Raw genomic sequence first — 25,651 nt, forward strand, 5'->3', positions numbered from 1 at the left:
TAGATTCATCGCAATAGCCACCACTCCCGCCGGGTCGTCGCCATTGCCTCAAGACCGCAAAGGTGTGCCCCCATGTCCGCTCCTCAATCTTCGATCCAGTCGTTTTCAGAACTGGGTCTAAACCCATCCGTCCTCCAGGCAGTGATCGAGGTCGGTTACGAAACCCCTTCGCCGATCCAGGCCGAAACCATCCCCTATCTGCTGCAAGGCCGGGATGTGCTGGGCCAGGCCCAGACCGGCACCGGCAAGACCGCCGCCTTCGCCCTGCCGCTGCTGTCGCGCATCGACCTCAAGCGCCTGGCACCGCAGGTGCTGGTGCTGGCACCGACACGGGAGCTGGCCATCCAGGTGGCCGAGGCCTTCCAGACCTATGCCAGCAACATGAAGGGCTTTCATGTCGCCCCCATCTACGGCGGCCAAAGCTACGAGACCCAGATCCGCCAGCTCAAGCGCGGCGTGCACGTGGTGGTCGGCACGCCCGGACGCGTCATGGACCACATGCGCAAGGGCACCCTCAAGCTCGACGGCCTCAGCACCCTGGTGCTGGACGAGGCCGACGAGATGCTGCGCATGGGCTTTATCGACGATGTGGAATGGGTGCTGGAACAGACCCCGCCCAAACGCCAGGTGGCCCTGTTCTCCGCCACCATGCCGGCGGTGATCCGCAAGATCGCCGAGCGCCATCTGAACAACCCGGAACAGATCACCATCAAGGTCAAGACCACCACCGCCGAGACCATCCGCCAGCGCTACTGGATGGTCAGCGGTCTGCACAAGCTCGACGCCCTAACCCGCCTGCTGGAGGTCGAATCCTTCGACGGCATGCTGGTATTCGTACGCACCAAGAATGCCGCCGCCGAACTGGCCGAGAAACTGGAAGCGCGGGGACATGCCGCCGCCGCCCTGACCGGCGACATGATACAAAAACAGCGTGAGCGCACGGTGGAACAGCTCAAATCGGGCAAACTGGATATCCTGGTCGCCACCGATGTAGTGGCGCGCGGCCTGGACGTGGAACGCATCACCCATGTCATCAACTATGACATCCCCTACGACACGGAGTCCTACACCCATCGCATCGGCCGCACCGGCCGCGCCGGGCGCAAGGGCGACGCCATCCTGTTCGTGGCACCGCGCGAAAAACGCATGCTGCACACCATCGAAAAGGCGACGCGCCAAAAGATCGAACAGGTGGAGCTGCCCTCCACCGCGACCATCAATGACAAACGCATCGAGCGTTTCAACCAGCGCATTACCGACACGCTGAGTGAAAACAATTTGGAATTTTTTCAGCAACTGATGGAGAACTACCAGCAGGAACACAATGTGCCCGCGCTGGAAATCGCCGCCGCCCTGGCGAAAATGGTCCAGGGCAACCAGCCGCTCTTGTTAAAAGAGCGCCAAATCCCCGCACCGCATCCGACGAAAAGCTTCGCCCAAGGGGAACGGCCGGACAAACGCAAACCGAAATCGGAACGCCCCAAAAAGAGCGGACCGCCGGAGGCGGGCATGGTGCGCTTTCGCCTGGAAGTGGGCCATAAGGACAAGGTCAAACCCGGCAACATCGTCGGCGCCATCGCCAACGAGGCCGGGCTGGACAGCGAACACATCGGCCGCATCGAGATCTTCGATGACTATAGTCTCGTCGACCTGCCCGAAGGCATGCCCAAGGACGTGTTCAACGATCTGCATAAGGCCTGGGTGGCGGGCAAACAGTTGCGCGTCTCTAAATTTGGCCAGGACACGCCGGGACGTGACTTTAGCGCCAAGGGCAAGTCCAAAAAGCATGCTCCGGCAAAACCCGCCAAGCGCGCCGGCGATAAACCGAAAAAGAAGTTGAAGCACCGCGGCAAATAACACGCGTCCACGGGCGCACTTTATTTACGCGGCGGCAGGACGCTACAATCCAGCACCACCACCATCGGCTCACCGTTACCCATGTTCCGACGCCGCCGCAACACCCCGCGCCTGTTTTCCAGAAAGCCGGAGATCGACCGCTCGCTGCGTCATTCGGTCAAGGACGGGGTGGCCTATGCGGTGATGACCGGTGCCGGCGAGGCCTATTTCTCCGCCTTCGCCATCCTGCTCAAGGCGACACCCAATCAGATCGGACTGCTGGCGGCGCTGCCGCAACTGATCGGCTCGCTGGCCCAGCTGCTGTCGGCCTGGCTGGGGCAGCGCTCGCAGCGGCGCATGCCGGTCATCCTGGGCGGCGCCCGGCTGCAGTGCTACAGCTGGCTGCCCTTGATGGTCCTGCCCCTGCTCGTGCCGGAACACGCAGTGACGCTGTTGCTGCTGGCGGTGACGCTGTACTACTTCGGCGCCAATCTGTCGGTGCCGCAGTGGAGCAGCCTGATGGGCGACCTGGTGCACAAGCGCCGCCGCGGCCGCTATTTCGCCTATCGCACCCGGCTCGCCAGCATTACCTCCTTCGTCGCCATGATCGGCGCCGGACTGGTATTGCACCTGTTCGACCAGAGCGGCTACGCCCTGGCCGGGTTCGTCACCATCTTCGCCATTGCCATGACCGCGCGCCTGGTCTCCATCCATCACCTGAAACAGATGCACGATCCGCCTGGTCACACCGCTGCGCTGGAGATTCCCAACTGGCGGCTGTGGAAAAACCAGTTCCTGAATTCGCCCTTCGCGCGGTTTTCCATTTTCTTCGCCCTGATGCAGTTCGCCACGGCCATCGCCTCGCCGTTTTTCAGCGTCTATCTGCTGCGCGATCTGGAGCTGAGCTATTTCCAGTTCACGCTCAACATGGGTATGGTGATCCTGGCCCAGTTCCTCACCCTCAACCAGTGGGGCCGCATCGCCGATGCCTTCGGTAACCGCCTGATCCTGGTCGTCACTGGCAGCCTGATTCCGGTCATCCCGGCGCTGTGGCTGCTGTCCAGCGAAATCTGGTATCTGATGCTGTTACAAGCGCTGGGCGGACTGGTGTGGGCAGGTTTCAGCCTCAGCGCCAGCAACTTCATCTACGACGCCCTGCCGGCGCACAAGCGCGTCACCCTGATGGCGCTGCATAATACCCTGGCCAACATCGGCCTCTTCGTCGGCGCCGTGATCGGCGGCTTCGTCGCCACCCACGTGAACCAAACCATCACTCTCGGCGGCTACACCCATGAATTCGCCAGTGTGTTCCTGATCGTGTTTCTGCTGTCGGCGCTGGCGCGCGGCCTGGTGGCGCTGATCTTTCTGCCGCGCCTGAAAGAAGTGCGCTACATCAGACCCATGCCCATGCGCGAGCTGATCTTCCGCGTCGCCCGCTTCAATGCCTTATGGGGATTGTTCTTCGATGTGGTGGGCAGCCGCCGCAAGCCCGGGCCCGGCGACAAGAGCGATTAACGCTTGATCACCCGGAAAGAGTTGATGATGCTGGCCAGATCGTCCTTGAGGCCCTGGGTGAGATCACCCTGCGGCACCTGGCTGGCGGTCACCACGTAGGCCTTGCCGTTGCCCATAGCATAGCGTTGGAACTGATACAGCTCATTACCGAACATGTTATTCATGAGCACGATTACGCCGCCGTTGGTCTTGGGGTCGACGCTGCTGGACAACACTTCCCAACCCTGGGCAAGAAGATTTTGCTCGGACAAGGCGATATACTCTTCAATACCCATCTGCCCGATCTTCTCCACCACCACGTTCACATTGGGGCGGAAATTATCCACCACGTCGTTTGAAATGATGGCGATGGGAATATCCACCGTTGCCGGCATCCCCATATTCCGAGCAAACTGACGGCCGATATCCAAATCCGCCGTCCACTCCTGATTGTTAGGCCAACTGATTTTGAAGCCGTGTTCCGTATCGGTATAGGTCGTGTTTTGGATGCCGGTGGTTGCTTGGGGCGTCGGCTCGACGGGCACGACCGAGACCTGGGTCTGGCCGATGGGTGTGTCGAGCGTCTTGATCTCCACGCCGCTGGCGGTAATCTTGAGATCGGTGGTGCGCTCCAGCAAACCGCCAAGTTCGGCCTTGAAGATCAACATGAAGGCGATAATCACAACCCCGAACACAATCCATTTGACCGGCAGTTGAGTAGCACGCGGGCTCGGCGATTTGCTGGAATCCTCGGACATGTCCCTACCCTTTTATAGTTGCAATCATCGCTCTACCCGCAAGCTTATATCAAGTAGATATTTAATCAAGCCGCGCGGTATCTAGTCATGCCCGCGCCAACGCGGGCGCGGGGTAATACACAGGCACGACAAACTCAACAAGACGATCAAACGATTCAACAAAGGACTTATTCGTGTATAAAGCGCTGCAGGCGCTCCACGCCCTGTTCCAGGCGTTCCAGCGCGGTGGTGTAGGCGAAGCGCACATAGCGTTCCGGCTGATTGAAACCGAAGTCCTTACCCGGGGTAATGGCTACGCCCGCCTCATCCAAAAGCCTTAATGCAAAGCCGTAGCTGTCGTCGGTAAAGCGGCTGCAGTCGGCATAGAGATAAAAGGCCCCCTGCGGGGTGACCGGTATCCCGAACCCCAGTTGCAACAGCGCCGGCAGTAGAAAATCGCGGCGCTGGCGAAAGGTTTGCCGGCGCCGCTCCAGGATCTCCAGGGTGGCGGGTTGGAATGCCGCCAGGGCGGCGTATTGCGCCGGCGCCGATGCCGAGAGAAAGATGTTCTGCGCCACCCGGTCCAGGGCCTCCACATACGCCGGCGGCGCCACCAGCCATCCCAGTCGCCAACCGGTCATACCAAAAAATTTGGAAAAACTGTTAATGACGAACACGTCTTCACTGACGGCCAGTGCCGTGTGTTCTTTGCTTTCATAAGTAAGACCATGATAGATCTCATCCACCAGCAAATGCCCGCCGCGGGCGGCGACGAATTCCGCCAAGGCCTGCATCTCAGACCTAGGAATCAGCGTACCGGTGGGGTTGGCGGGCGAGGCGCAGATCACCGCCTTGCTGCGTTCACTCCAGTGCTGCTGCAAATGGGCGGCGCTAAGTTGAAATCCGCTTGCCGCATCCACCGCTACGGCGACGCTGTTACCTTCGACCAGGCGCACGAAATTGCGATTGCAGGGATAGCCCGGATCGCTCATCAGCACCTGCTCGCCCGGATTGATCAACACCGTCATCAGCAATTGCAAGGCCCCCGACGAACCGGGCGTGATGATGATGCGCTCGGGGTCGACCGCCACGCCATAGTGGCTTCGGTAGTAGCCGCTGATGGCCTGGCGCAATTGCGGCAGCCCGCTGGCGGGCGTGTAATGATGGCAGCCTGATTGCAGCGCCTCGATGCCGGCCTGGACAATGGGCGCGGGGGTGTCGAAGTCGGGCTCGCCGATCTCCATGTGAACAATGTCACGCCCCTGCGCCTCCAAGGCGCGCGCCCGTGCCAACAGCGCCATGACATGAAACGGCTCGATGGCCGTCATGCGCTCGGCGAGGTGGGCCCGTTCAGCCATGTTCGGCCTTGTGCAAGGCGCGCACCATGCCCAGATTCAGGTGGCTGAAACCCAAGGCATCGCCCGCTTGAACGGTGAAGGACGCATCCGGTTCGCCCATCTGGTCAAGCACAATCGCGGCACCGTCGAAATCGTCGTCGGCGGTGTAGCCGTTGGTCGTTACGATGGTGGTCAGGCGCGCCTGATGCGCGGAGCGCATGCCGTTATAGGAATCCTCGAAGGCGACACACTGTTCCGAGGCCAGATTCATCTTGTCCAGCACATAGTGAAAGATATCGGGCGCGGGTTTTTTCAAGGGCACCACATCACCCGCGCCGATCACTTCGAACCAGTCAATCGAATCGGCGCCCAGGGTGTAGGTCAACAGTGCGGTGACGTTCTCCGGCGTGGTGGTGGTGGCGATGGCCAAACGCACGCCCGCATCCTTGGCCTCATTGATCAAACGCTCCACCCCGGGGCGCAGCGGAATGGCGCCTTTCGCCATCAGCTTGGTGTAGAAGCCGGTCTTGGCGGCATGCAGACCGGCGACGAATTCATCCAAATCACCCGGGCGTTTGAAACCGGTATTGTATTTATCGAGATAGAAGCGAATGCGCTCCTTACCGCCGGTCACCGCCAGCAACTCACCGTAGAGTTCCGGGCTCCACTCCCAATCCAACCCCGCTTCCTGGAAGGCCAGATTGAAGGCGACGCGATGGCCGTCGCGCTCGGTGTCGGCCAGGGTGCCGTCGACATCAAAAATCAGTGCCGCTAGTGTGCTCATGCTGCATTCCTTTCATCTATCAGGATTTCTCGAGGGGGGCATTTTAACACCAATCGTCCGCGATTAACCTTTTGAACTGAAATGGCTTTTCCTTTTGCGCCGGCATTCCTGCAGACACATCGCGCTATTGCCTCGCACCTCGATTTCTAGTATATATTCGGGTCTTTATGTTGAGGCACCAGGAGAAGGGAATGTCCCCGAAGAAAGCTAGCGCAAACAAAGCGGCGCCCAAGAAAAAGGCCGTCGCCAAGAAAAAGGTTGCCACCAAAAAGAAAGTCGTCGCGAAGAAAAAGGCTGCGACGGGCGGCCACAAGGGCGCGCCTAAAAAGACGGCCGCGCCGAAGAAAAAGGCGACACCGAAGAAAAAGGCCGCCTCCAAAAAAATGAGCGCGACGGAGGCCAAGGCCCGTGCTGACAAGCTGCTGCAGGGCTTTGGCAATTTCGAGCCCTATCAGCCGAAAAAAGGCGAGGAGTACATGAACGATGACCAGATCGCTCATTTCCGCCAAATCCTGACCGCCTGGAAACATGCCCTGATGGAAGAGGTGGACCGCACGGTTCAGCACATGCAGGACGAGGCGGCCAACTTTCCCGATCCCAACGACCGCGCCAGCCAGGAGTCGGACTTCACTATGGAATTGCGCACCCGCGACCGCGAGCGCAAGCTGATCAAAAAGATCGAGGAATCCCTCAAGGTGCTCGACAGTGAAGACTACGGCTATTGCGAAAGCTGCGGTGTGGAGATCGGCATCCGTCGCCTCGAAGCGCGGCCCACCGCGACGCTGTGCATCGACTGCAAGACACTGGATGAAATCCGCGAAAAACAAAAAGGGGGCTAAAGCCCCCTTTTTTTATTTTTCGTTCCGGCGCCCTAACCGGTTTTCACACCTGGCTGCTGTTCCAGCTCGGTGATCTTGGTTTCACATACCTGACTTACCTGCAAGCGATTGGCGCGCACAAACTGCATGATATAGTCGAACGCGGTGGGGTTGGTCTCTTTGAGCGAGTTTTCGACCACCAGGCATTTTTCACCCTCGACCATGCTCGGCTTAACGGCATTGGAGTAATGCAGACGTTGATCTTTACCGAAACTTGCCATTGTCGTGGAGATGCGCTCTATCCAATCACTCGGCCGGAATCTGCGCCCTTCCTCGGTCACGCTTCGTATCACGAGTTTACAACCAGATTTCAATTCCATTTTATGACTACCTAATCAGAATCGCTCGCCTCCGGGCGATTCTGTAGTTGTGGATTTTCAGGGAGTGTAACTAGCGTTGCTATCGGCAAGTCAGTGACATTCATAAGGGGTATTATACAACGAAGCCCCCTCTGGTAGGTCAATACCCTTCCAGAAAATAGTGCGTTTTCGCATAATGGGGTGATCGCCTCATCCGAAACGGACGAATATTTCAAAACAATGACACCACTGGGAGGGATTCATGAGCGTCCAAAATATCGACTCGGTACTCCAGGAAGAGCGTTTGTTTCCGCCTTCTTCCGACTTTGTCCAGGCCGCCGCCATCAACGACGCCGAAACTCTTGCCGCCCTGCGGCGCCGGGCCGAGGAAGATTACGAGGGCTTCTGGGGCGATCTGGCGCGCCAGGAACTCGACTGGCAGACTCCCTTCAATAATATTTTAGATCAAAGCCGGGCACCCCATTTTCGCTGGTTCCACGACGGGCGCCTGAATGTCTCCTACAACTGCCTGGATCGTCATCTGGAGGCGCGCGGCGACCATCCCGCCATCATCTTCGAAGGCGAACAGCACGACATCAAGACACTCAGCTACCGCGAGTTGCACGCCCAGGTGTGCCGCTTCGCCAATGCCCTCAAGGCCCAAGGCATAGCCAAGGGCGATCGCGTGGTCATCTATATGCCCATGACCCCCGAGGCAGTGGTGGCCATGCAGGCCTGCGCCCGCATCGGCGCCGTTCATTCGGTGGTGTTCGGCGGTTTTTCCGCCGAGTCGCTCAAAGACCGCATCGAGGACGCCGGCGCGCGCATGCTGATCACCGCCGACGGCGGCAACCGCGGCGGCAAGATCATCCCATTGAAGCAGGCAGCCGATAAGGCCCTGGCCCACGGCTGCCCCAGCATCGAGCGGGTAGTGGTATTCAAGCGCACCGGCCACGACGTGGATTTCAATGCCGAACGCGACGTCTGGTGGCATGACGCCATCGACGGCATGGATAGCAGCTGCGAACCCGAGTGGGTTGAGGCCGAGCATCCCCTCTTCCTTCTCTACACCTCGGGCTCCACCGGCAAGCCCAAGGGCATCCAGCACGCCAGCGGCGGCTACCTGCTGGGCGCCATTCTCACCATGAAGTGGGTCTTCGACATCAAGGACGACGACATTTACTGGTGTACCGCCGACGTGGGCTGGATCACCGGCCACACCTACGTGGCCTATGGCCCGCTGGCGGTGGGCAGCACCGCCCTGATCTACGAAGGTGCCCCCACGGTGCCGGACAGCGGCCGTTTCTGGGATATCTGCGAACGCCACAAAGTGAGTGTCTTTTACACCGCCCCGACGGCCATCCGCGCGCTGATGAAATGCGGCGACGACATCCCGGCCAAATACGATCTCTCCACACTGAGACTGCTCGGCACCGTGGGTGAGCCCATCAATCCCGAGGCCTGGATCTGGTATCACAAGGTGATCGGCGGCGAACGCTGCCCCATCGTCGATACCTGGTGGCAAACCGAGACCGGCTGCAACATGATTGCCCCCGTGCCCGGCGTGGTGGCCACCAAGCCCGGCTCCTGCACCCTGCCGCTCCCCGGTGTCATGGCCGACGTGGTGGACGATAAGGGCAACAGCATCCGCGAGCCCAACAAGGGCGGTTACCTGGTCATCACAAAACCCTGGCCCTCCATGCTGCGCACCATCTGGGGCGACGACGAGCGCTACGTCAGCACCTACTGGCCCAAGTTCGACGGCAAATACTATCTGGCCGGCGACAGCGCCCGACGCGACAAAGACGGCTATTTCTGGATCATGGGTCGTATTGACGATGTACTCAATGTCTCGGGTCACCGGCTTGGCACCATGGAGGTGGAATCGGCCCTGGTGGCCCACCCGCGCGTAGCCGAGGCCGCGGTGGTGGGGCGGCCCGACGAGATCAAGGGCGAGGCCATCTTCGCCTACGTGGTGCTCAAAGGCGACCGTCCCGAGGGCGGGGTTGACCGCGCACTGACCAAGGAGCTGCGCGCCTGGGTGGCGGAGCAAATCGGTCCCATCGCCAAGCCGGACGACATCCGTTACGCCGACAATCTGCCCAAGACCCGCTCCGGCAAGATCATGCGCCGGCTGCTGCGCAGCATCGCCCAGGGCGAGGAGATCACCCAAGACACCTCGACCCTGGAAAATGAAGGCATACTGCTGCAGCTGCAGGGCAAGGCCTGACGACCGGGGTAATTGAAGCGATGACCTCGGCTCCCGCCAATACACGCACTATCCGTATTGACTTTGCCCACCCCGTTTGCTGTAATGGTTACGACCTTACAGTTTGCATGGTTAGTAGCTGTGTATCATGCCAAGGGGTGCCGCGCGGGTTGGCGCCCAGATACCGAATATGAGTGACACGGCATATTCGACTGCAAACCGGGGTTTAGAAAAATAGAGACACGATCTCCTCCTAAGTCGTCGTCGCTTATTGTTACAACCCACCAGGGGCGCCCCAACCGCCCCTTTTTTTGTCTCCGGAATATGCCAGCCCGAACAAAAAAAGAGGGGCGCCGTTGTGGCACCCCGAAGTTAGGGAGGATATGAAAAAGAGAGGTTTTTCATACCACGTCGGCCGAGCTGGAGGTACCCGGCCAGTAACCATGATGCATGTTACGGACCAAGCGGAATGCGCCCAGCCCTTGACGGCAAGTCTTTAATAATCAAACACATGCTAAAATCCCTCCGCGCCGTGTCTGCCCACTGGCGGTGCCGCCGCACCGATTTGGCGCAATCACTTTAGAATCTCTCCAAATCTGGCCACAAGTACAAAAATCACTTAACATAGCCTCCCATTCTTGGTGTACCAGAATGACACTCCGCAAACAGCGGGGCCGGGGTCCAGCACGGGACCTCAACCCAGCCGCTCCCACCTACGCCCGGCCGCAAACACAGGATGTATGTATGAATCGACACCAACGGCAACTGTTACTGGAGCGCTATTTTCAACAGGTCAACGACGTGATTCTGTCGCGCCAGCACCCCATCACCGGCCTACTGCCGGCCAGTACCGCCGTCAACGCCCACGGCGATTACACCGATGCCTGGGTACGCGACAATGTCTACAGCATCATGTCGGCCTGGGGACTGGCGCTGGCCTACCGCAAACTGGACAACAATCAGGGCCGCGCCTATCTGCTGGAACAGAGCGTGGTGAAACTGATGCGCGGCCTGCTCATCGCCCAGATGAAACAGGCCGGCAAGGTGGAACAATTCAAGGCCGACCAAAGCGCTGAAAACGCCCTGCACGCCAAATACGATACCCAGACCGGTGACCCGGTGGTGGGCGACGACGAATGGGGCCATCTGCAACTCGACGCCACCTCGCTCTACCTGCTGATGCTGGCGCAGATGACCGCCTCGGGGCTGCGTATCGTGTATACCCTGGACGAGGTCGACTTCGTGCAAAATCTGGTGCATTACATCGGTCGCGCCTATCGCACGCCGGACTACGGCATCTGGGAACGCGGCCACAAGATCAACCATGGTCTGCGTGAACTCAACGCCAGCTCCATCGGCATGGCCAAAGCCGCGCTGGAATCGCTGCGCGAACTCAACCTGTTCGGGCCCGAGGGCGGCAGCGAATCGGTGATCCATGTGGTCGCCGACGAGATCGCCCGTACCCGCAGTACGCTCAAGGCAATTCTGCCGCGCGAGTCCGGTTCCAAAGAGGTGGACGCCGCCCTGCTCAGCGTGATCGGCTTTCCCGCCTTCGCTGTCGAGGACGAGGCGCTGGCCCAGCACACCCTTCATGCCGTGATCGGTAAGCTGCAAGGGCGTTACGGCTGCAAACGCTTCTTGCTCGACGGCCACCAGACCGCCCTGGAAGATTCGGAGCGTCTGCACTACGAGCCCCACGAGTTGAAGCAGTTCGAGCATATCGAATCGGAATGGCCACTGTTCTTCACCTATCTACTGCTCGATGCCCTGTTCCGCCAGGACGAGGAAGCCGCCCAAGACTACCGCCGGCGACTGGAACAACTGGCCGTCGACCGCAACGGTCACCCGTTGCTGCCGGAACTGTTCTATGTGCCGCTCGAGGCCATCGAGCTGGAAAAGGCCCAGCCCCACAGCCAGACACGCCTGCCCAATGAAAACGTGCCGCTGGTCTGGGCCCAGAGTCTGTTCTATCTCGGCACCATGATCCAGGACGGCCTACTGGAGATCAGCGATATCGATCCGCTGCAGCGCCATCTCAGCATCGGTCGCCAGCGCGCCACATGTATCCAGGTCGCCTTGCTGGCGGAAGACGAAACGGTGCAGCAGCGCCTGTTGGATCAAGGCGTGGTCAGCGAGACCCTGGCGCAGGTGGCGCCGATTCAAGTGCGCACCGCCCGGGAACTGGCCGAATGCCTGTATCGCTTGGGCAAGAACGACAAGCTGCAACTCACCGGCCGGCCGCCGCGGCGCATCCGCAGCCTGACCACCTCGCAGGTGTTCCAGATCGACGACAAGACGCTGGTGTTCCTGCCCGAGTTTCTCAACCAGAGCGATTTCTATCTTAACCACGACAACAAGCTCTTGGTGGAACAACTGAAAAGCGAACTGGCCTATCATCAACACAACTGGGACATCCCCGGCCGACCGCTGCTGATTCTCCAGATCAGCGCTGCCATGCTGCACCAAGAGGGCCAGAACGATCTCATCAATCTGATCAGGCAACTGCAGCAGGGCGAGTTCAATGACATCCCGGTGCGTATGGGCCGTCTGGCAGAACTCATGACCACCGCCGCCAAGCGCCGGCTGGATTATCTGCATGATTATGAATTCGCCGCACCGCCCCAGGCCACCGCGCGCCTCAGCCGCCAGCGGCTCAAATACGACGCCATGAAGACCCGCCCCATCTCCGCCGGCCAGGAGCAGAAGGTGGACCTGGCGACCAAACCCGCCGACCTCAGCGAACGGCTCGACTACAGCGACAACCCCTATCTGCAGATCGCCATCCTCACGCGCCTGGTGGAACTGGTCGGCTTTGAACACCCCCTCAGCCTGTCCCAGGGCGCTGAGCAAACCGACGTCTGCGAGCTGATTAAAGAGCTTTATACGCGCGCTGTGATGAATCATATCTGGTCAGTGGTGCGCCAGGCGGCCATCCTGCTGAACAAGCACGACGCCGGCCTCGAAGACGCCGTCACCGAACTGCTAGTGCGGCAGAAATGGGTCGACCTGGGGCGTTCCTACACCAACCAGGCCCTGGTCACCGAACCGCGCAGCAACCGCGAGATCGTCGCCCTGATTCAAGAATACGGCGGCGACGACAAGCGCCTGCACGTGCTGTCCGAAGAGGCCTTGATCTCCCTCGGCGCCCTCATCAAGGCCGAACCCGATCTGTTCGAGCAGATCCTCACCCTGCGCATCCACGATCTGATCGCCCTGCTCATCAACAAGATCGCTGCCGAGTATCACATCAACCAAAGCGAGGCCTTCGAAACCCTGCTTCAACTCAGACCCTATGAAATCCAACTGCAGCTGCGCAGCGTGCTGGGTGGCATGGGCTCGGCCCTGGACCAGGTCTTCAACCTGGAGACCTTGCACTATTCAGGTGTCGACAACGAACTTAACCGCGTCGTATTCCGCAAAAAAGAAGATCCGGACGCCTGCGGCGGCTACCCGGACTGGCTGTCCTGGCGCCAGCATCACGGCGTGCTGACGCGCATGGCCGACAGCTTTTACGTCGGCGTCTGGAATGTACTGGGCGGCTGTCCCGGCGTCGTCATCGGCGACCGCTACGAACGCAGCAACTATCTCGACGCCGAGTTGCGTTCCGCCACCACCGCCAACGAGCAAAACTTCGCCCTGATGGTGGCCCAACTGCTGAACAAGATCCACGCCCCGGAATACCGCCATCTGGCCATCGAGGCCCTCACCACCCTGGCCGCCATCTTCCGCGCCAATCCCGACCTCACACTCAACGACGAGATCATCCTCGACGTGCTCATCGGCCACGCCGTGCGCCAGGCCTGGCTGGAACGCCACCCGGAGGATCAAGCCAATTACGAACGGCACAAGGCAAACGCCTGGGAGATGTTTTATCTCATGCCGCCGCACGAGGCCGCCACCGCCTTGATGGACGCCTTCATGTTTTTGCTCAGCCCCGGCAACGCCACCCTGACCGAACCACAATCTTCAGAGGAATTAGCCGGTTAAGCGAAAGATTCAGGGCCGACCGTGTTGACCTTTGGAGAGCATGACAGTAATATACCGCCCTCGATTCAAGCACTCTTCCCCGGTAGCTCAGTCGGTAGAGCAAGTGACTGTTAATCACTGGGTCGGCGGTTCGAGCCCGTCCCGGGGAGCCATATTTGATAGACATCGAAACCGCCTTTCAGGCGGTTTTTTCGTTTCCGGCCATGTTTCGTCCGCATGTTAAGATCGCAGCCATGGCCAAGCACCCCGACATCGATCCCGAAGATCAGGCGTTGTTCCGCCAGGCCATGGCGGATGTGCGGCGCCTCAGCGGCGCGCGCGAGCATCCGGAAAAGCCACGACCGCCCCCCGAACCACGTCAGACCGAGGCCGACGAAGCGCGCGTGCTAGTGGATATGTTGTCGGACGATTTCGATCCCATCGATGAAGCCACCGGCGAAGAACTGCTGTTCGCCCGTATCGGCATCCAGAAACAGGTGTTGCGCAAGCTACGTCAGGGGAAATTCGCCCTTGAGGCGGAACTGGACCTGCACGGTCTGCGGGTGACCGAGGCGCGCCAGCGGCTGATCCTGTTTCTCAACCAATGCCGCGATCGCGGTCTGCGCTGCGTGCGCATCATCCACGGCAAGGGCTTGGGATCACAGCAAAAACAACCGGTGTTGAAAGGCAAGACAAGCCACTGGCTGCAGCAGCGCGACGAGGTGTTGGCGTTTTGTTCGGCGCGGCCGGTGGACGGCGGCACCGGGGCGGTCTACGTGTTGCTCAAACGACGTTAATAATAGTAACCCAGCCCCAGCTGGATGTAATTGTCGTTGCGCAATAGATAACTGATGTCTTGCGGCTCCACCGCATGCAGACCGCGGTATTCCAGGGTCAGGCGCCAACTTTGGCCCAAGCGCCGACTGGCCTCGACACTGGAGCTGGTAGCGGTACCGTCGCGGTCGATAATGACGCCCATCAGGATCTCGCTGCTCTGCATATCGTTGAAGGCCCAGCGCAGCCCGAGCATGACATCGTCCTCGAAGGGCTGGGGGGCCTGCTCGCCGCGTTCGTCATAGAGATACTCAGCGATAAAGCCGAGATCGATGGCGCTGCGGAAGATGCCCACGCGGGTGTATTCGAAACCGGCCACCGCCTCGGTATAGCGCTGGTCCAACTCCCTGGTGGAGGTGGCCTCCAGCTTCCACAGCCACTCGCCCATAATCGCCTGGAGCGTCAGCCCGGTCTGATCGATGAGGTTGTAACGTGGGATCAACACCGGCTGGCCTTGGGCATTCAGACCCGGGACGAAGCGCGGATCGCGGCCGGTGCCTGAGAAATGGGACACGCCGATATCCCAGTCGCCGATGTAGTGTGACCAGCGCACGGCCCAATCCAGATGATTTTCTTCATCCGGCGATTCGTAGATGGCGTCCTGCTCGGTGTCCACCACCAACGGTCCGCGCAGGCGTCCCTCCTCGCCGGGAAAGCTGCGCTCGCGAAACAGCGGCAGGGCAAAGACGTCAAACGTGCCCCAATCGCTGAACCAGCTGAGGTTCGCCATGGGCTGACCCAGCTTGTCCTCTTCATCGGTGTTTTCCACCAGATCCACCTGATTGATCACATCCACCAGGTGGCGCGACTCGGTCACACCCCAGAACACCTTGCCCACGCCCAGGCGCAGCTCCCAGTCGTCCCAGGCATTGAGCCACATCAGTTCGCGGATATCGGCGTGGTTGCGCTCCTCGTCCGCATCGCCGACGCGCACGAAGGGCACGAAGGTGAGACTGCTGCTGCGCTGATTCCAGCTGATATGAAATTCGGGCTGGATCGCCAGCGAGGCAGTGGTCTCGTGCTGCTCGGTACTATAGAGCGGCGCGTCGGTGAAGTGGCGCACTTCGCCCGCCAGGGAACCGGAATAGGTGGTCCGGAAAGTGGGCGGCTTGGGCGGTTTTGGTTTGGGTGGCGCCGGGTAACGCTTTACCGCCGCCGACCAACCCACGTCGGCCAGGCGGTTCTTGTCATACAAGGCTTCGCGGCTGCGCGCATACGGCCCTACCAGCACCACGAAGGCGGGACGGCCGATCACCTCGACTTGGCGTTGCGAGACATTGAACCCAAAGGACTCGATCTGCTGGCGGATGCCGGTGGCCGTGGCAGCATCGGAAAACACCCCGATCTGCAGGTAAAAGCGCTCCTCGGCCTGAGCGACCAAGGCTGCCAGGCCGAGCATGACACCCAGCACCAGGCGTGGCCAATAAGACTTACGCGACATAATCTCGATGTTAGGTTTAGCGCAGCCGTCTCAAGTCGTTCACCTCAAAATCATCTTCCGTCAGACCGGTGCGAAAACGGTAGTTCTTCCAGACGATGCGGGTGGTCTTGCCAGTCTGATGATTCTCCATGAACATCTCGCTGGGACGCCAGTGGTTCTCGAGGTATTTCTTGTAACCGATGAAGGTCAGCGTCTTGAGCAGGGCATTCTTGCGATCATAGTAAACGGTCTTCTGGGGCCGATATTCCTGTTTATCGATCCAGGTCACCTGGCGCGTGTAGCCGGAATACTCATCCACCGGATAGCGCTCCACCACAAAGCATTCCAGCTTGCCGCAGGCCTCGTCACGCAGGTATTTGTAGGTGTATTTCTCCACCTCCTGCGAGCCGATATCTTCATAAGCGAATTCACTGCCCATGTAGGGGCCCGATTTGTTGCGCGAGGCGATACGCTTGACGCGTTTCAGGGCCGGCAGATAAAGCCATTGGTCATCCGGTTCCACCTTGTGGGAATAGGTCATCATGGCGGTCCCCTTGACGTCCGCCGGCTCGTCGAAGATGGACAGGCCTTTGTCGCCGTCCCCTTCCACCTCCAGGCCCCAGACCCTCACCTCGCGGCGGCTTTCGTCGCCCTGGGCGTTCTTGAGGATCATTTCCATCTCGGCCTTGAAATCGTCGAAGCCGTTGGCGCGCCGATCCGACTCCTCGGCGATTTCCAGGCCGCGCTCCTCAGGCGTTTGGGCCAGCGCCTGCACGGGCGTCAGCAGGCTTCCCAGCAATACCGCAACAACAATCCTTTTATTGAGCATAGGCAACACCAGTCTCTCCTTGATCTTTCGCTTTATCAAATCTCATTAACAGGGGTGGTAGTAATAGGAAATCGGCAAGCAGCGCCAAACCAATAGTCAGGGCGGTCAACAGGCCCATGCCGGAATTCATTTCGAAGGCTGAAAACATCAGCACCAGAAAACCGGCCATCAGGGCGACCGAGGTGACCCATAATGCCATACCCACGGTGGAAAACGCATAACGCACCGCGTCCGGGCTGGACAGACCTTTCTCGCGCCGGGCGCGCACATATTTGCTGAGAAAGTGCACCGTATCATCCACCACGATGCCCAGCGTCATGCCGATCACCACCGATAGGGCCAGTCCCACCTCACCGACCACCATGCCCCAGATACCGAAGGCCATGGCCGCCGGGATGAGATTGGGTATCAGGCTGATCAGCCCCATCTTCAGTGAGCGCAGGGCGAAGATCAATATAAAGGAAATCAACACCAAGGCGATGGTGGTGCCCTGCAACATGCTGCGGATGTTGCTGAAGCCGATATTGGCGAACATGATGGTCGGCCCGGCGCCCTGGGTCTGCATGGACGGCGGCGCATTGTCGCGCAGCCAGGCCTGGGCGCGCCGCTCCAATGCCAACAGCTCGTTGGTAGAGATACTGTCCAGGCTCACCTGCAGGCGCGTGGCGGACTTGTCCACGTCAATCTGATTATTCAGATCCAGGCCGTAGGGCAAGGACATTTCATATAGCAGCAGATACTGCGCCGCCAGGTCGCGCCGGTCCGGGGTGCGATACCAGGCCTGTTCATCGTTGTGCATATTTTTGTTAATGCGTTTCATAACATCGCTAAAGCTGCTGACGTGCATCACATGGGGTTGCTGGCGATACCACCGGGCGAACTTTTCCAGGGTCTCCAGATAGCCCGGATCGCTGATGCCGCCGCTCTCGCCGGCGGGCACCGAATAACTGATCTGGTACATGCCGGTGAGATTATCGGTGGTGTAATCAGTATCCAGGCGGAACTGGATGGATTCGTCGAAATACTTCACAAATTCATCGTTCAACTCGTTTTTGGGTACAAAGGCCACCAGCACCACGACCAGGCCCACCATGCCCCACATCAGGGGCGTCCGTTTTTCGACTACGAAGTCGCCCAGCCGTTCCATCGAGGTCCAGCCGCCTGCGCGTGCTTTCGGCTTGCGCAGCGGCAGGATCATCATCAGCGCCGGCAGGAACGTTATCGACAGCAGCCAGCCCGTCACCACCCCCATGGCGACTATGCTGCCCAGATCGCGAAACGGCGGCGCGTCGGAGAAGTTCATACTCAAGAAACCAATGGCCGTGGTCAGGCTGGTAAGAAACACCGGCTGCATGTTGATGCGCAGGCTTTCCGTCATGGCCTGGCGCCTGTCGCGGCTGAGACGAAAACTCTGTTGAAAATTGGTAAGGATGTGGACACAGTGGGCCACGGCGATCGTCATGATCACCGTCGGCGCCGCCGTGGTGGGCGGCGACAATTGAATCCCGACCCAACCGGTCAGGCCCATGGCCGAGAGGATGGCCATTAAGATCACCAGCATTGTCGCCAGGGTGCCGGCGATCATGCGCAGCGACAGGCCCACCAACAGCAGGATCAGCAGGAACATCAGCGGCACCAGGGTCTGCATATCCTGCTGCGAGGCCTCGGGGAAGGCATTGTTCATGAATACGATGCCGGTCAGGCGCACGTCGATTTGCGGATACTTGGCCTCGAACTGCTGTGCCAGCCCGCGCGCAAACCCAACCACCTCGGGCACCTCCGCCTGGGCATTCTCGCCCGGCAAATGCACGGTCACATTCACCGCCGTGACGTGGCCCGCGGGCGAAACGATGCGGTTGACCAGGCTCGGCTCGGCCAGCGCGACCTGCCTGGCCTGCTCCAGTTCGGCCGGCGTCAGGGAGTGGGCGTCCTCGACCAGATTCTCCACGATCAGATCGTCGCCGTCGGCATGCGTGTGCTGGAAATTGGTGATCGAATCGACGCGGATGGAATACGGCATCTGCCAGGCCGCCTCGGTCAACTCCTCGACGATACTCAGGGTATCTCGGTTGAACACCTGGCCTGATTTGGGGGTGACCACGATCAGGACATTATCATCTTTACTATAGGTGTTCTGCAGTGCTTCGAAGGCCTGCAGCAAGGGGTTCTCCGCACTGAAGAACACCCGGTAGTCATTGGAAAAGCTCAAAAAACGCACACCGCTGATGGCGGCGAAAACCCAGATCAGGGTCAAGAACAGCGCCAGCCAGCGCCAGCGAATCAACATATTTGCATACCGTTCCAACATCACCTGCAACTCCTACATCAACAGCTTAAGCATCTGTTTTTTCAATCAATTCTGAAGTCGGATTGGGCCGTCGTCGCCAGTCCCTATCGGCAAAAACGGGGAAAAAACAGCCGCGGATGTGCGCTGACGCGCAAATGTGAGAAAATGCGCCCTCCTTGGAACGCGACCATTGTAACCGCAAATACCCGCTATGACGCCAGAGGCCCCGGAAATCGACGCCCCCGCTACACTGCAGGCCGCGCAGCGACGCGACCCCTTCACCCCCTATGTGCCGGACAAACCCGGCCGCAGGACCCTCTGGGCGCGACTCTACGGCAGCAGCTTCGGCATGGTGCTGGGCCAGGGCGCGCGCCGACACGCCGGCCCCATGGTGGTCATCACCGCCGATAACCTGATGGCGGCGCGGCTGGAGCACGAACTGCGCTTCTACCTGGGCGACGACGAACAGGTGCCGGTGATCCCCTTCCCGGACTGGGAGACCCTGCCCTACGACGTCTTCTCGCCGCACCAGGACATCACCTCGCAACGGCTGGAGGCGCTCTACCGCCTGCCGACGCTGGACAAGGGTATCCTCATCATCCCGGCGTCGACGGCCATGCACCGCCTGGCGCCGCGCGACTACATCGAGGCCCACAGCCTGATGCTGGACGTGGGCGAGACCCTGGACATCGAGGCGCTGCGTATGCGCCTGGAGCGCAACGGCTACAGCTGCGTCTCCCAGGTGATGGAACACGGCGAATTCGCCGTGCGCGGTGCGCTCATCGATCTCTTTCCCATGGGCAGCAAGACGCCCTACCGCATCGACCTGTTCGACAACGAGATCGAGACCATCCGCAGCTTCGACCCCGAGACCCAGCTGTCGCGCGACAACGTGGACCGCGTGCGCCTGCTGCCGGCGCGCGAGTTTCCCCTCACCAAGGAGGCCATCACCCGCTTCCGCCAGGCCTACCGCGCCGAATTCGAGGGCGACCCGGCCCGTTCGGCGATCTATAAAGACATTACCGAGGGCATCGCCCCGCCCGGCATCGAATACTATCTGCCGCTGTTCTTCGAACAGACCACTACCCTGTTCGACTACCTGCCCGACAACGCCGTGGTCGTGCTGGAAGAAGGCATCGAAGAGGCCGCCCGGACCTTCTGGAGCGAAGTGGAACAGCGCTACGACCAGCGCAAACACGACCCGGAGCGCCCCCTGCCGGCGCCCGAGCGCGTCTTCGTCCCGCCCCGCGAGCTGGACCGGGGCATGGCGCACTTCCCGCGCATCGACTGCCACCACTTCGAAGTGGAGGACGGCCAGGGCGTGCACAACTTTGCCAGCCGCACGCCGCCATTGCTCACCGTCAATGCGCGCGCCCCACAACCCCTGGCGGCGCTGGAAACCTTTCTCAAAGAGTTCAAGGGCCGCGTGCTGTTCGCCGCCGAGACCGGCGGCCGCCGCGAGGCCCTGTTGGAATTGCTCAAACGCGACGACATCCACCCGCGCCAATACCCGGACTGGCTCAGCTTCCTCGATGATAAGGCGCGCATCGGCATCACCATCGCGCCGCTGGAAAAAGGCCTGTTGTTCGACGACATCGCCGTCATCAGCGAACCCCAGCTGTTCGGCGAACAGGCGGTACAACGGCGCCGCCGCAAGGTCACCAAGCGCGACGACGATGCGGTGGTGCGCAGCCTCACCGAACTCATGCCCGGCAGCCCGGTGGTGCATGAAGACCACGGCGTGGGCCGTTATCTGGGACTACAGAGCCTGGAACTGAACGGCATCACCACCGAATTCCTGACGCTGGAATACGCCGGCGGCGACAAGCTCTACGTGCCGGTCTCATCCTTGCATCTGATCAGCCGCTACACCGGCACCTCGCCCGACAGCGCGCCGCTGCACAAGCTGGGTTCCGAGGTGTGGGCCAAGGCCAAACGCAAGGCTGCGGAAAAGGCCCACGACGTGGCCGTCGAGCTGCTGGACATCTACGCCCGCCGCGCCGCGCGCCAGGGCTATCGCTATCCCGAACCGGACGACCAGTACCGCGCCTTCGCCACCGCCTTTCCCTTCGAAGAGACGCCGGACCAGGAAGAGGCCATCCACAATGTGGTCAAGGACATGGTCTCGGCTCAGCCCATGGACCGGCTGGTGTGCGGCGACGTGGGCTTCGGCAAGACCGAAGTGGCCATGCGCGCCGCCTTCCTCGCCGTACAGGGCGGCAAGCAGGTGGCGGTGCTGGTGCCCACCACCCTGCTGGCGCAACAACACTATCAGAACTTTCGCGACCGCTTCGCCGACTGGCCGATACGCATCGAAGTATTGTCACGCTTCCGTTCCAAGAAGGACCAGGACGCCGTCCTGAAAGACATGGCCGACGGCAAGGTGGACATCATCATCGGCACGCACAAATTGTTGCAGGCCGGCGTTAAATTCACCGAACTCGGTTTAGTCATCCTGGACGAGGAGCACCGCTTCGGCGTGCGCCAGAAGGAACGGCTCAAGTCCCTGCGCGCCGAGGTGGACGTGCTCACCCTCACCGCCACCCCCATTCCGCGCACGCTCAACATGGCGTTGGCGGACATGCGTGACCTCTCCATCATCGCCACCCCACCCTCCAAGCGACTCGCCATCAAGACCTTCATCCGCCAGTGGGACAAGAACCTGGTACGCGAGGCCTGCCTGCGCGAGATCAAGCGCGGCGGCCAGGTCTATTTTCTCCACAACGAAGTGGAGAGCATCGAAAAACAGGCGCGCGACCTGGAAGCGTTGATCCCCGAAGCACGCGTCACCGTCGCCCACGGCCAGATGCCGGAGCGCGAACTGGAAAAGGTGATGCTCGACTTCTACCACCAGCGCTATAACATCCTGGTCTGCACCACCATCATCGAGACCGGCATTGACGTGCCCACCGCCAACACCATCGTCATGAACCGCGCCGACAAGCTGGGCCTGGCCCAGCTCTATCAGCTGCGCGGGCGCGTCGGGCGTTCCTATCATCAGGCCTATGCCTACCTCATCGTGCCGCCCAAGCGCAGCATGACCGCCGATGCGGTCAAGCGCATGGAGGCCATCGAATCCCTGGAAGGCCTGGGGGCCGGCTTCACCCTGGCCAGCCACGACCTGGAGATCCGCGGCGCCGGCGAACTGCTGGGCGAGGAACAGAGCGGCCAGATTCAAGAGGTCGGTTTCAGCATGTATTCCGAACTGCTCGACCGCGCCGTCAAGGCGTTGAAATCCGGCCAGGTGCCCAACCTGGATCAGCCGCTGGACCAGCACGCCGAGGTCGACCTGCGCATCCCGGCCCTCATCCCCGAGGATTATTTACCGGATGTCCACACCCGCCTGGTAATGTACAAACGCATCGCCAACGCCGCCGACGAAGAGGACCTGCGCGAATTGCAGGTGGAGATGATCGACCGCTTCGGTCTGCTGCCGGAACAGGCCAAGAACCTCATCCGCGTCACCGAACTCAAGCTCAAGGCCGAACCGCTGGGCATCAAAAAGATCGAAGCCGGGCCCCAGGGCGGGCGGTTGATGTTCAGTCAAAAGCCCAACATCGATCCCATGCGAATCATCGACCTGATCCAGCACAAGAGCCGGATCTACAAGCTGGACGGTCAGGACAAACTGCGATTTACTATGCCAACCGAGACGCCGGAGCAACGTATCGAGGTGGTGGAAAAGGTGCTGCATGAACTATCGGCATAGCATGCGCGCAATTCAATATACTCAACCGTATGGGGCGCTGTCGCAATCACGATAATGACAACGGAAAACAAACACAGCGTATGTCCACATTGCGGCAGTACTCACGTCAGGGTTTCCCGTTTAAACCAAAAACGGAATATTTTATACCGTCAGTTGTACACCTACTCCCGTTGCCGCAGCTGTCGGCGGCACTTTCGCACACCTAAACGAAACATCAAGCGCATGTCGCTTATAGGCGCAATGGCGACTGTCGCCGTCATACTCTCTCTTGGAGCGCTGTATCACTTTACTGCTCGGTCCAACTACCTTGCCCCCCCGCTCACCGAAAACCAACGGTTCTTAAAAGAGTTGGAATCGGCCCGTAAAGGTGATGCCGAGGCGAAATACCAACTGGGACTCAAATACAAAAACGGAGATGGCATTACACCCATGAGAGCGGAGGCGATCAAGTGGCTGACCAAGGCCGCCGAATCAGGACACGCCAAAGCGCAGCTGGAATTGGGTATGCTGTACTTTGGATATGTTAGCAACGACGATGTGCTTGACTTCAAGCAGGCGGGGCATTGGCTGCAACAAGCGGCGGAACAGGGTGAAGTAGACGCGCAATATGTTTTAGGGGAGATGTATGCCGACGGCCGAGGGGTGATTCAGGACTACGTGCAGGCGGCCGCATGGCTTAAGCGTGCTGCCCAGGCAGGACATTTAGACGCCATGTACAGCCTCGGCATGATGTATGTGGCGGGTAACGGCGTACCCGAGGACTTGATTGAAGCCTACGTGTGGTTCAACCTGGCGGCGGCGCAGAACAACCAAACAGCGATCATCGCCCGCGAAAAAGTGGCTGAACTGCTAAACCCGGAGCAGCTTGCCCAGGGTCAAGCGCGGTCACGCTCATGGGCGCCGTCGACTGGCGTCGCTCCCGCCACGGCGAATAGATAAAACGATATTGAGGTACCGCCAAAGCAAAAATCAGTACCCGCTTTGTAAATCAGGGAGCAGGGCTAACATGAATTAGTTTCGACTTGATCTGACAGTCACTTCCGCAAAATCGGTAACTGTCAGATCAGGTCGCGACTACTACCCTATCCCTCAGCGCTCACACCTGAGACACTGGGTTTCGTACTCGATCCAACCAGTGTTCCATCCCGTCCGCTTTTGTCTCATGAACTATCCGCATCAATTCGCCCAGCTCTGACGACGGGAAACCCTTTTTTGAGAACCAGTCCAAATAGGCCACCGGCAGGTCGATCAGAAGCGCGTTCGAATGCTTGCCAAAGGGCATTCGATAATTGGCCAGTTTGTACATCAGCTTGGGGTCGCCGTAGGTGCCTTGGGTACTCATTTTCCGGCCTCTCTATCTTCGTGGGCTAGGCAGGATATCTCAACCGGACCGTCTGACGCATAGATATTTTCGATATTTGCCGCCGCTGGGGGAACTATCCTGATTCCGGCTGTCTTACGAAGGGACCGATATAGCCGATGGCGTGGTCACCCGGGGTATTTCGCCCGGATGAAAATAAAGATACACATTCGGCCAATATCTGTTAACCTGTATCCCGGCCTGCTGAAACAGACCTGCTTACTGCTACAACGTGACACTGAAAAACTTCTGCTGCACCTCATCTTAATTTTTAAGACCTGATGTCCTGAAGATCTTCACTCTCTGCTGTTTGTCGTCATTAAGTGATTCTCTACACTGGCTTAAACGTGCGATTTGCATACACTATTTTTATCTTTAGGAGACATCATGTCTAAATCAACTGGTACTGTTAAATGGTTCAACGCCGATAAAGGCTTTGGTTTTATCACTCAAGCCGACGGCGGCGAAGACGTTTTCGTTCATTTCCGCGCCATTGCCAGCGAAGGCTATAAGAGCCTGGACGAAGGCCAAAGCGTTTCATTTGAAATCGAACGCGGCCAAAAAGGCCTGCAAGCTGCCAACGTTACCCCGCTGTAACCCGGCTTTACCGCTTGTAAGAGAAAGGGCGCCATCGGCGCCCTTTTTTATGTTATTTCCCGGCTTCAAACTCATTCAGGGGTGTCGCACGCCGCCTCGATATTGTGCCGGGTCGGTGGCCACCTTCATGCCCTCCCCGCTTGAAGGCCGTTTGTGATATAAAAAATCAACCCACCGGATTTTCCAGCGTGCCGATCGGATCGATGGTGACCGCAACCCAGTCGCCTGTCTTCAGGAAGCGCGGCGGCTCGAATCCCATCCCCACCCCGGCCGGTGTCCCGGTGGCAATGATGTCACCCGGCTCAAGCGTCATAGTCTGCGACAGAGTTTCGATCAAGATCGGAATGTCGAAAATCATTTGAGCCACGCTGCCATCCTGGCGTATTTCACCATTCACCGAGGTCTTAACCTGCAACTGCGTCACATCAGGAATCTCATCGCGCGTCACAAGACCCGGCCCCATGGGACAGAAGCCATCCAGGCTTTTGCCGAGGAACCATTGCTGATGTCCCTTCTGCATACGCCGCGAAGTGACGTCATTGATGATTGTGTAGCCGAAAATGTGCTCCATGGCCTGATGGCGTGAAATACCTCGACCACCTTTACCGATCACCACCGCCAGTTCGCCTTCGTAATCGGCCGAGTCGGTCGGGTCTTGGCTGGCGGGTATGGTGTCACCGGGCCCGATGACCGTAGTAGTGGCCTTGGTAAAGATGATGGGTAGTTCCGGTACGCCGTCACCGCTGGACGGCAATGCTGACTGCACTTCACTGACGTGGTCACGGTAGTTTTTACCGACACAGAGAATGTTGCGCAGAGGGCGTGGGATAGGTGCCAGGATTTTTACCTCATTCAAAGCCAATCGAACCTCTCCGGAGACGATAGCTTCGCGAGCTTTATCCAACCCAACTTCGCCCGCATTGATCAATGCCAACATATCACCGGGAAGACCGATTGCGGTTAGGTCGACAACTTCATTGCGGACTGTATCGAGCACACCGATACGACTGTGATTGTTTTGTTTGAAGGTGATTAAATGCATAGGAACACCCGGTTAATGTTTAGGAGTACGTAG

General features: G+C 59.5%; 19 protein-coding genes and 1 tRNA gene. 10 read left to right on the forward strand and 10 right to left on the reverse strand.

The features are described 5' to 3' along the window. The first annotated feature begins 72 nt into the window (after positions 1–72). Both Tel_10260 and Tel_10265 read left to right on the forward strand, forming a co-directional pair. A complete protein-coding gene (locus tag Tel_10260) occupies positions 73–1,857 on the forward strand; it encodes an RNA helicase (protein ALP53495.1) in 1,785 nt (594 codons plus the stop codon). A gap of 81 nt (positions 1,858–1,938) precedes the next feature. Next, positions 1,939–3,351 (forward strand): hypothetical protein, encoded by a 1,413-nt coding sequence (locus tag Tel_10265; protein ALP53496.1) that lies wholly within the window; start codon positions 1,939–1,941, stop codon positions 3,349–3,351. Here Tel_10265 and Tel_10270 read toward each other — a convergent pair. The 4 genes from Tel_10270 to Tel_10285 all read right to left on the reverse strand — a co-directional run bounded on the left by Tel_10270 (position 3,348) and on the right by Tel_10285 (position 6,591). After that, positions 3,348–4,088, reverse strand: a complete 741-nt coding sequence (locus tag Tel_10270; GenBank protein ID ALP53497.1) for a hypothetical protein — start codon at positions 4,086–4,088, stop codon at positions 3,348–3,350. The two genes, Tel_10265 and Tel_10270, sit on opposite strands and share 4 nt — an antisense overlap. A 167-nt stretch (positions 4,089–4,255) precedes the next feature. After that, a complete protein-coding gene (locus Tel_10275) occupies positions 4,256–5,425 on the reverse strand; it encodes an aminotransferase (GenBank protein ALP53498.1) in 1,170 nt (389 codons plus the stop codon). Then, positions 5,418–6,188, reverse strand: coding sequence for a phosphatase (locus Tel_10280; protein ID ALP53499.1), 771 nt, complete (start codon positions 6,186–6,188; stop codon positions 5,418–5,420). The genes Tel_10275 and Tel_10280 overlap by 8 nt, the downstream gene beginning before the upstream one ends. A 124-nt stretch (positions 6,189–6,312) precedes the next feature. After that, positions 6,313–6,591: a hypothetical protein gene (locus Tel_10285; GenBank protein ID ALP53500.1), complete on the reverse strand. Its 279-nt coding sequence runs from the start codon at positions 6,589–6,591 to the stop codon at positions 6,313–6,315. On the opposite strand from Tel_10285, the gene Tel_10290 reads away from it, so the two are divergent. Beyond that, complete coding sequence (locus Tel_10290; protein ALP53501.1) at positions 6,572–7,027, forward strand: RNA polymerase-binding protein DksA; 456 nt, start codon at positions 6,572–6,574, stop codon at positions 7,025–7,027. The genes Tel_10285 and Tel_10290 overlap by 20 nt on opposite strands. A gap of 32 nt (positions 7,028–7,059) precedes the next feature. Here Tel_10290 and Tel_10295 read toward each other — a convergent pair whose 3' ends face one another. After that, the gene (locus Tel_10295) at positions 7,060–7,287 is read right to left on the reverse strand and encodes a hypothetical protein (GenBank protein ALP53502.1); all 228 of its coding nucleotides are present in this window, start codon (positions 7,285–7,287) and stop codon (positions 7,060–7,062) included. A gap of 340 nt (positions 7,288–7,627) precedes the next feature. Here Tel_10295 and Tel_10300 point away from each other — a divergent pair, with 340 nt between their 5' ends. From Tel_10300 to Tel_10315, 4 genes are all read left to right on the forward strand, one after another. Then, the gene (locus Tel_10300) at positions 7,628–9,595 is read left to right on the forward strand and encodes an acetyl-coenzyme A synthetase (protein ID ALP53503.1); all 1,968 of its coding nucleotides are present in this window, start codon (positions 7,628–7,630) and stop codon (positions 9,593–9,595) included. 723 nt (positions 9,596–10,318) lie between these two features. Further along, on the forward strand, positions 10,319–13,561 hold the full coding sequence (locus Tel_10305) for a glycosyl hydrolase family 15 (GenBank protein ALP53504.1): 3,243 nt from the start codon (positions 10,319–10,321) through the stop codon (positions 13,559–13,561). Positions 13,562–13,637: 76 nt separating this feature from the next. Then, positions 13,638–13,713, forward strand: a tRNA-Asn gene (locus tag Tel_10310). 81 nt (positions 13,714–13,794) lie between these two features. Then, positions 13,795–14,337, forward strand: a complete 543-nt coding sequence (locus Tel_10315; protein ID ALP54827.1) for a DNA mismatch repair protein MutS — start codon at positions 13,795–13,797, stop codon at positions 14,335–14,337. On the opposite strand, the gene Tel_10320 is transcribed toward Tel_10315, so the two are convergent. Genes Tel_10320 through Tel_10330 form a run of 3 tightly spaced genes read right to left on the reverse strand, consistent with a single transcriptional unit; the run spans position 14,334 to position 18,931 of the window. Further along, the gene (locus Tel_10320; protein ID ALP53505.1) at positions 14,334–15,815 is read right to left on the reverse strand and encodes a hypothetical protein; all 1,482 of its coding nucleotides are present in this window, start codon (positions 15,813–15,815) and stop codon (positions 14,334–14,336) included. The genes Tel_10315 and Tel_10320 overlap by 4 nt on opposite strands. A 16-nt stretch (positions 15,816–15,831) precedes the next feature. Beyond that, positions 15,832–16,623 (reverse strand): hypothetical protein, encoded by a 792-nt coding sequence (locus Tel_10325; protein ID ALP53506.1) that lies wholly within the window; start codon positions 16,621–16,623, stop codon positions 15,832–15,834. Continuing rightward, positions 16,613–18,931, reverse strand: a complete 2,319-nt coding sequence (locus Tel_10330) for an RND transporter (protein ALP53507.1) — start codon at positions 18,929–18,931, stop codon at positions 16,613–16,615. Before Tel_10330 ends, Tel_10325 begins: the two co-directional genes overlap by 11 nt. Before the next feature lie 229 nt (positions 18,932–19,160). Between Tel_10330 and Tel_10335 the strand changes: the two genes are divergently transcribed. Together Tel_10335 and Tel_10340 are read left to right on the forward strand one after the other, a co-directional pair. Beyond that, positions 19,161–22,619, forward strand: coding sequence for a transcription-repair coupling factor (locus Tel_10335; GenBank protein ALP54828.1), 3,459 nt, complete (start codon positions 19,161–19,163; stop codon positions 22,617–22,619). A gap of 240 nt (positions 22,620–22,859) precedes the next feature. Further along, complete coding sequence (locus Tel_10340; GenBank protein ALP53508.1) at positions 22,860–23,558, forward strand: hypothetical protein; 699 nt, start codon at positions 22,860–22,862, stop codon at positions 23,556–23,558. Between the two features lie 157 nt (positions 23,559–23,715). Here Tel_10340 and Tel_10345 read toward each other — a convergent pair whose 3' ends face one another. Further along, a complete protein-coding gene (locus Tel_10345; protein ID ALP53509.1) occupies positions 23,716–23,961 on the reverse strand; it encodes a hypothetical protein in 246 nt (81 codons plus the stop codon). A gap of 405 nt (positions 23,962–24,366) precedes the next feature. Between Tel_10345 and Tel_10350 the strand changes: the two genes are divergently transcribed. Next, a complete protein-coding gene (locus tag Tel_10350; protein ID ALP53510.1) occupies positions 24,367–24,576 on the forward strand; it encodes a cold-shock protein in 210 nt (69 codons plus the stop codon). A 166-nt stretch (positions 24,577–24,742) separates the two neighbouring features. On the opposite strand, the gene Tel_10355 is transcribed toward Tel_10350, so the two are convergent. Then, positions 24,743–25,618: a hypothetical protein gene (locus Tel_10355; protein ID ALP53511.1), complete on the reverse strand. Its 876-nt coding sequence runs from the start codon at positions 25,616–25,618 to the stop codon at positions 24,743–24,745. Positions 25,619–25,651 lie beyond the last annotated feature (33 nt).

This window comes from Candidatus Tenderia electrophaga (assembly GCA_001447805.1).
In the GTDB taxonomy this organism is placed as follows: Bacteria; Pseudomonadota; Gammaproteobacteria; order Tenderiales; family Tenderiaceae; genus Tenderia; species Tenderia electrophaga.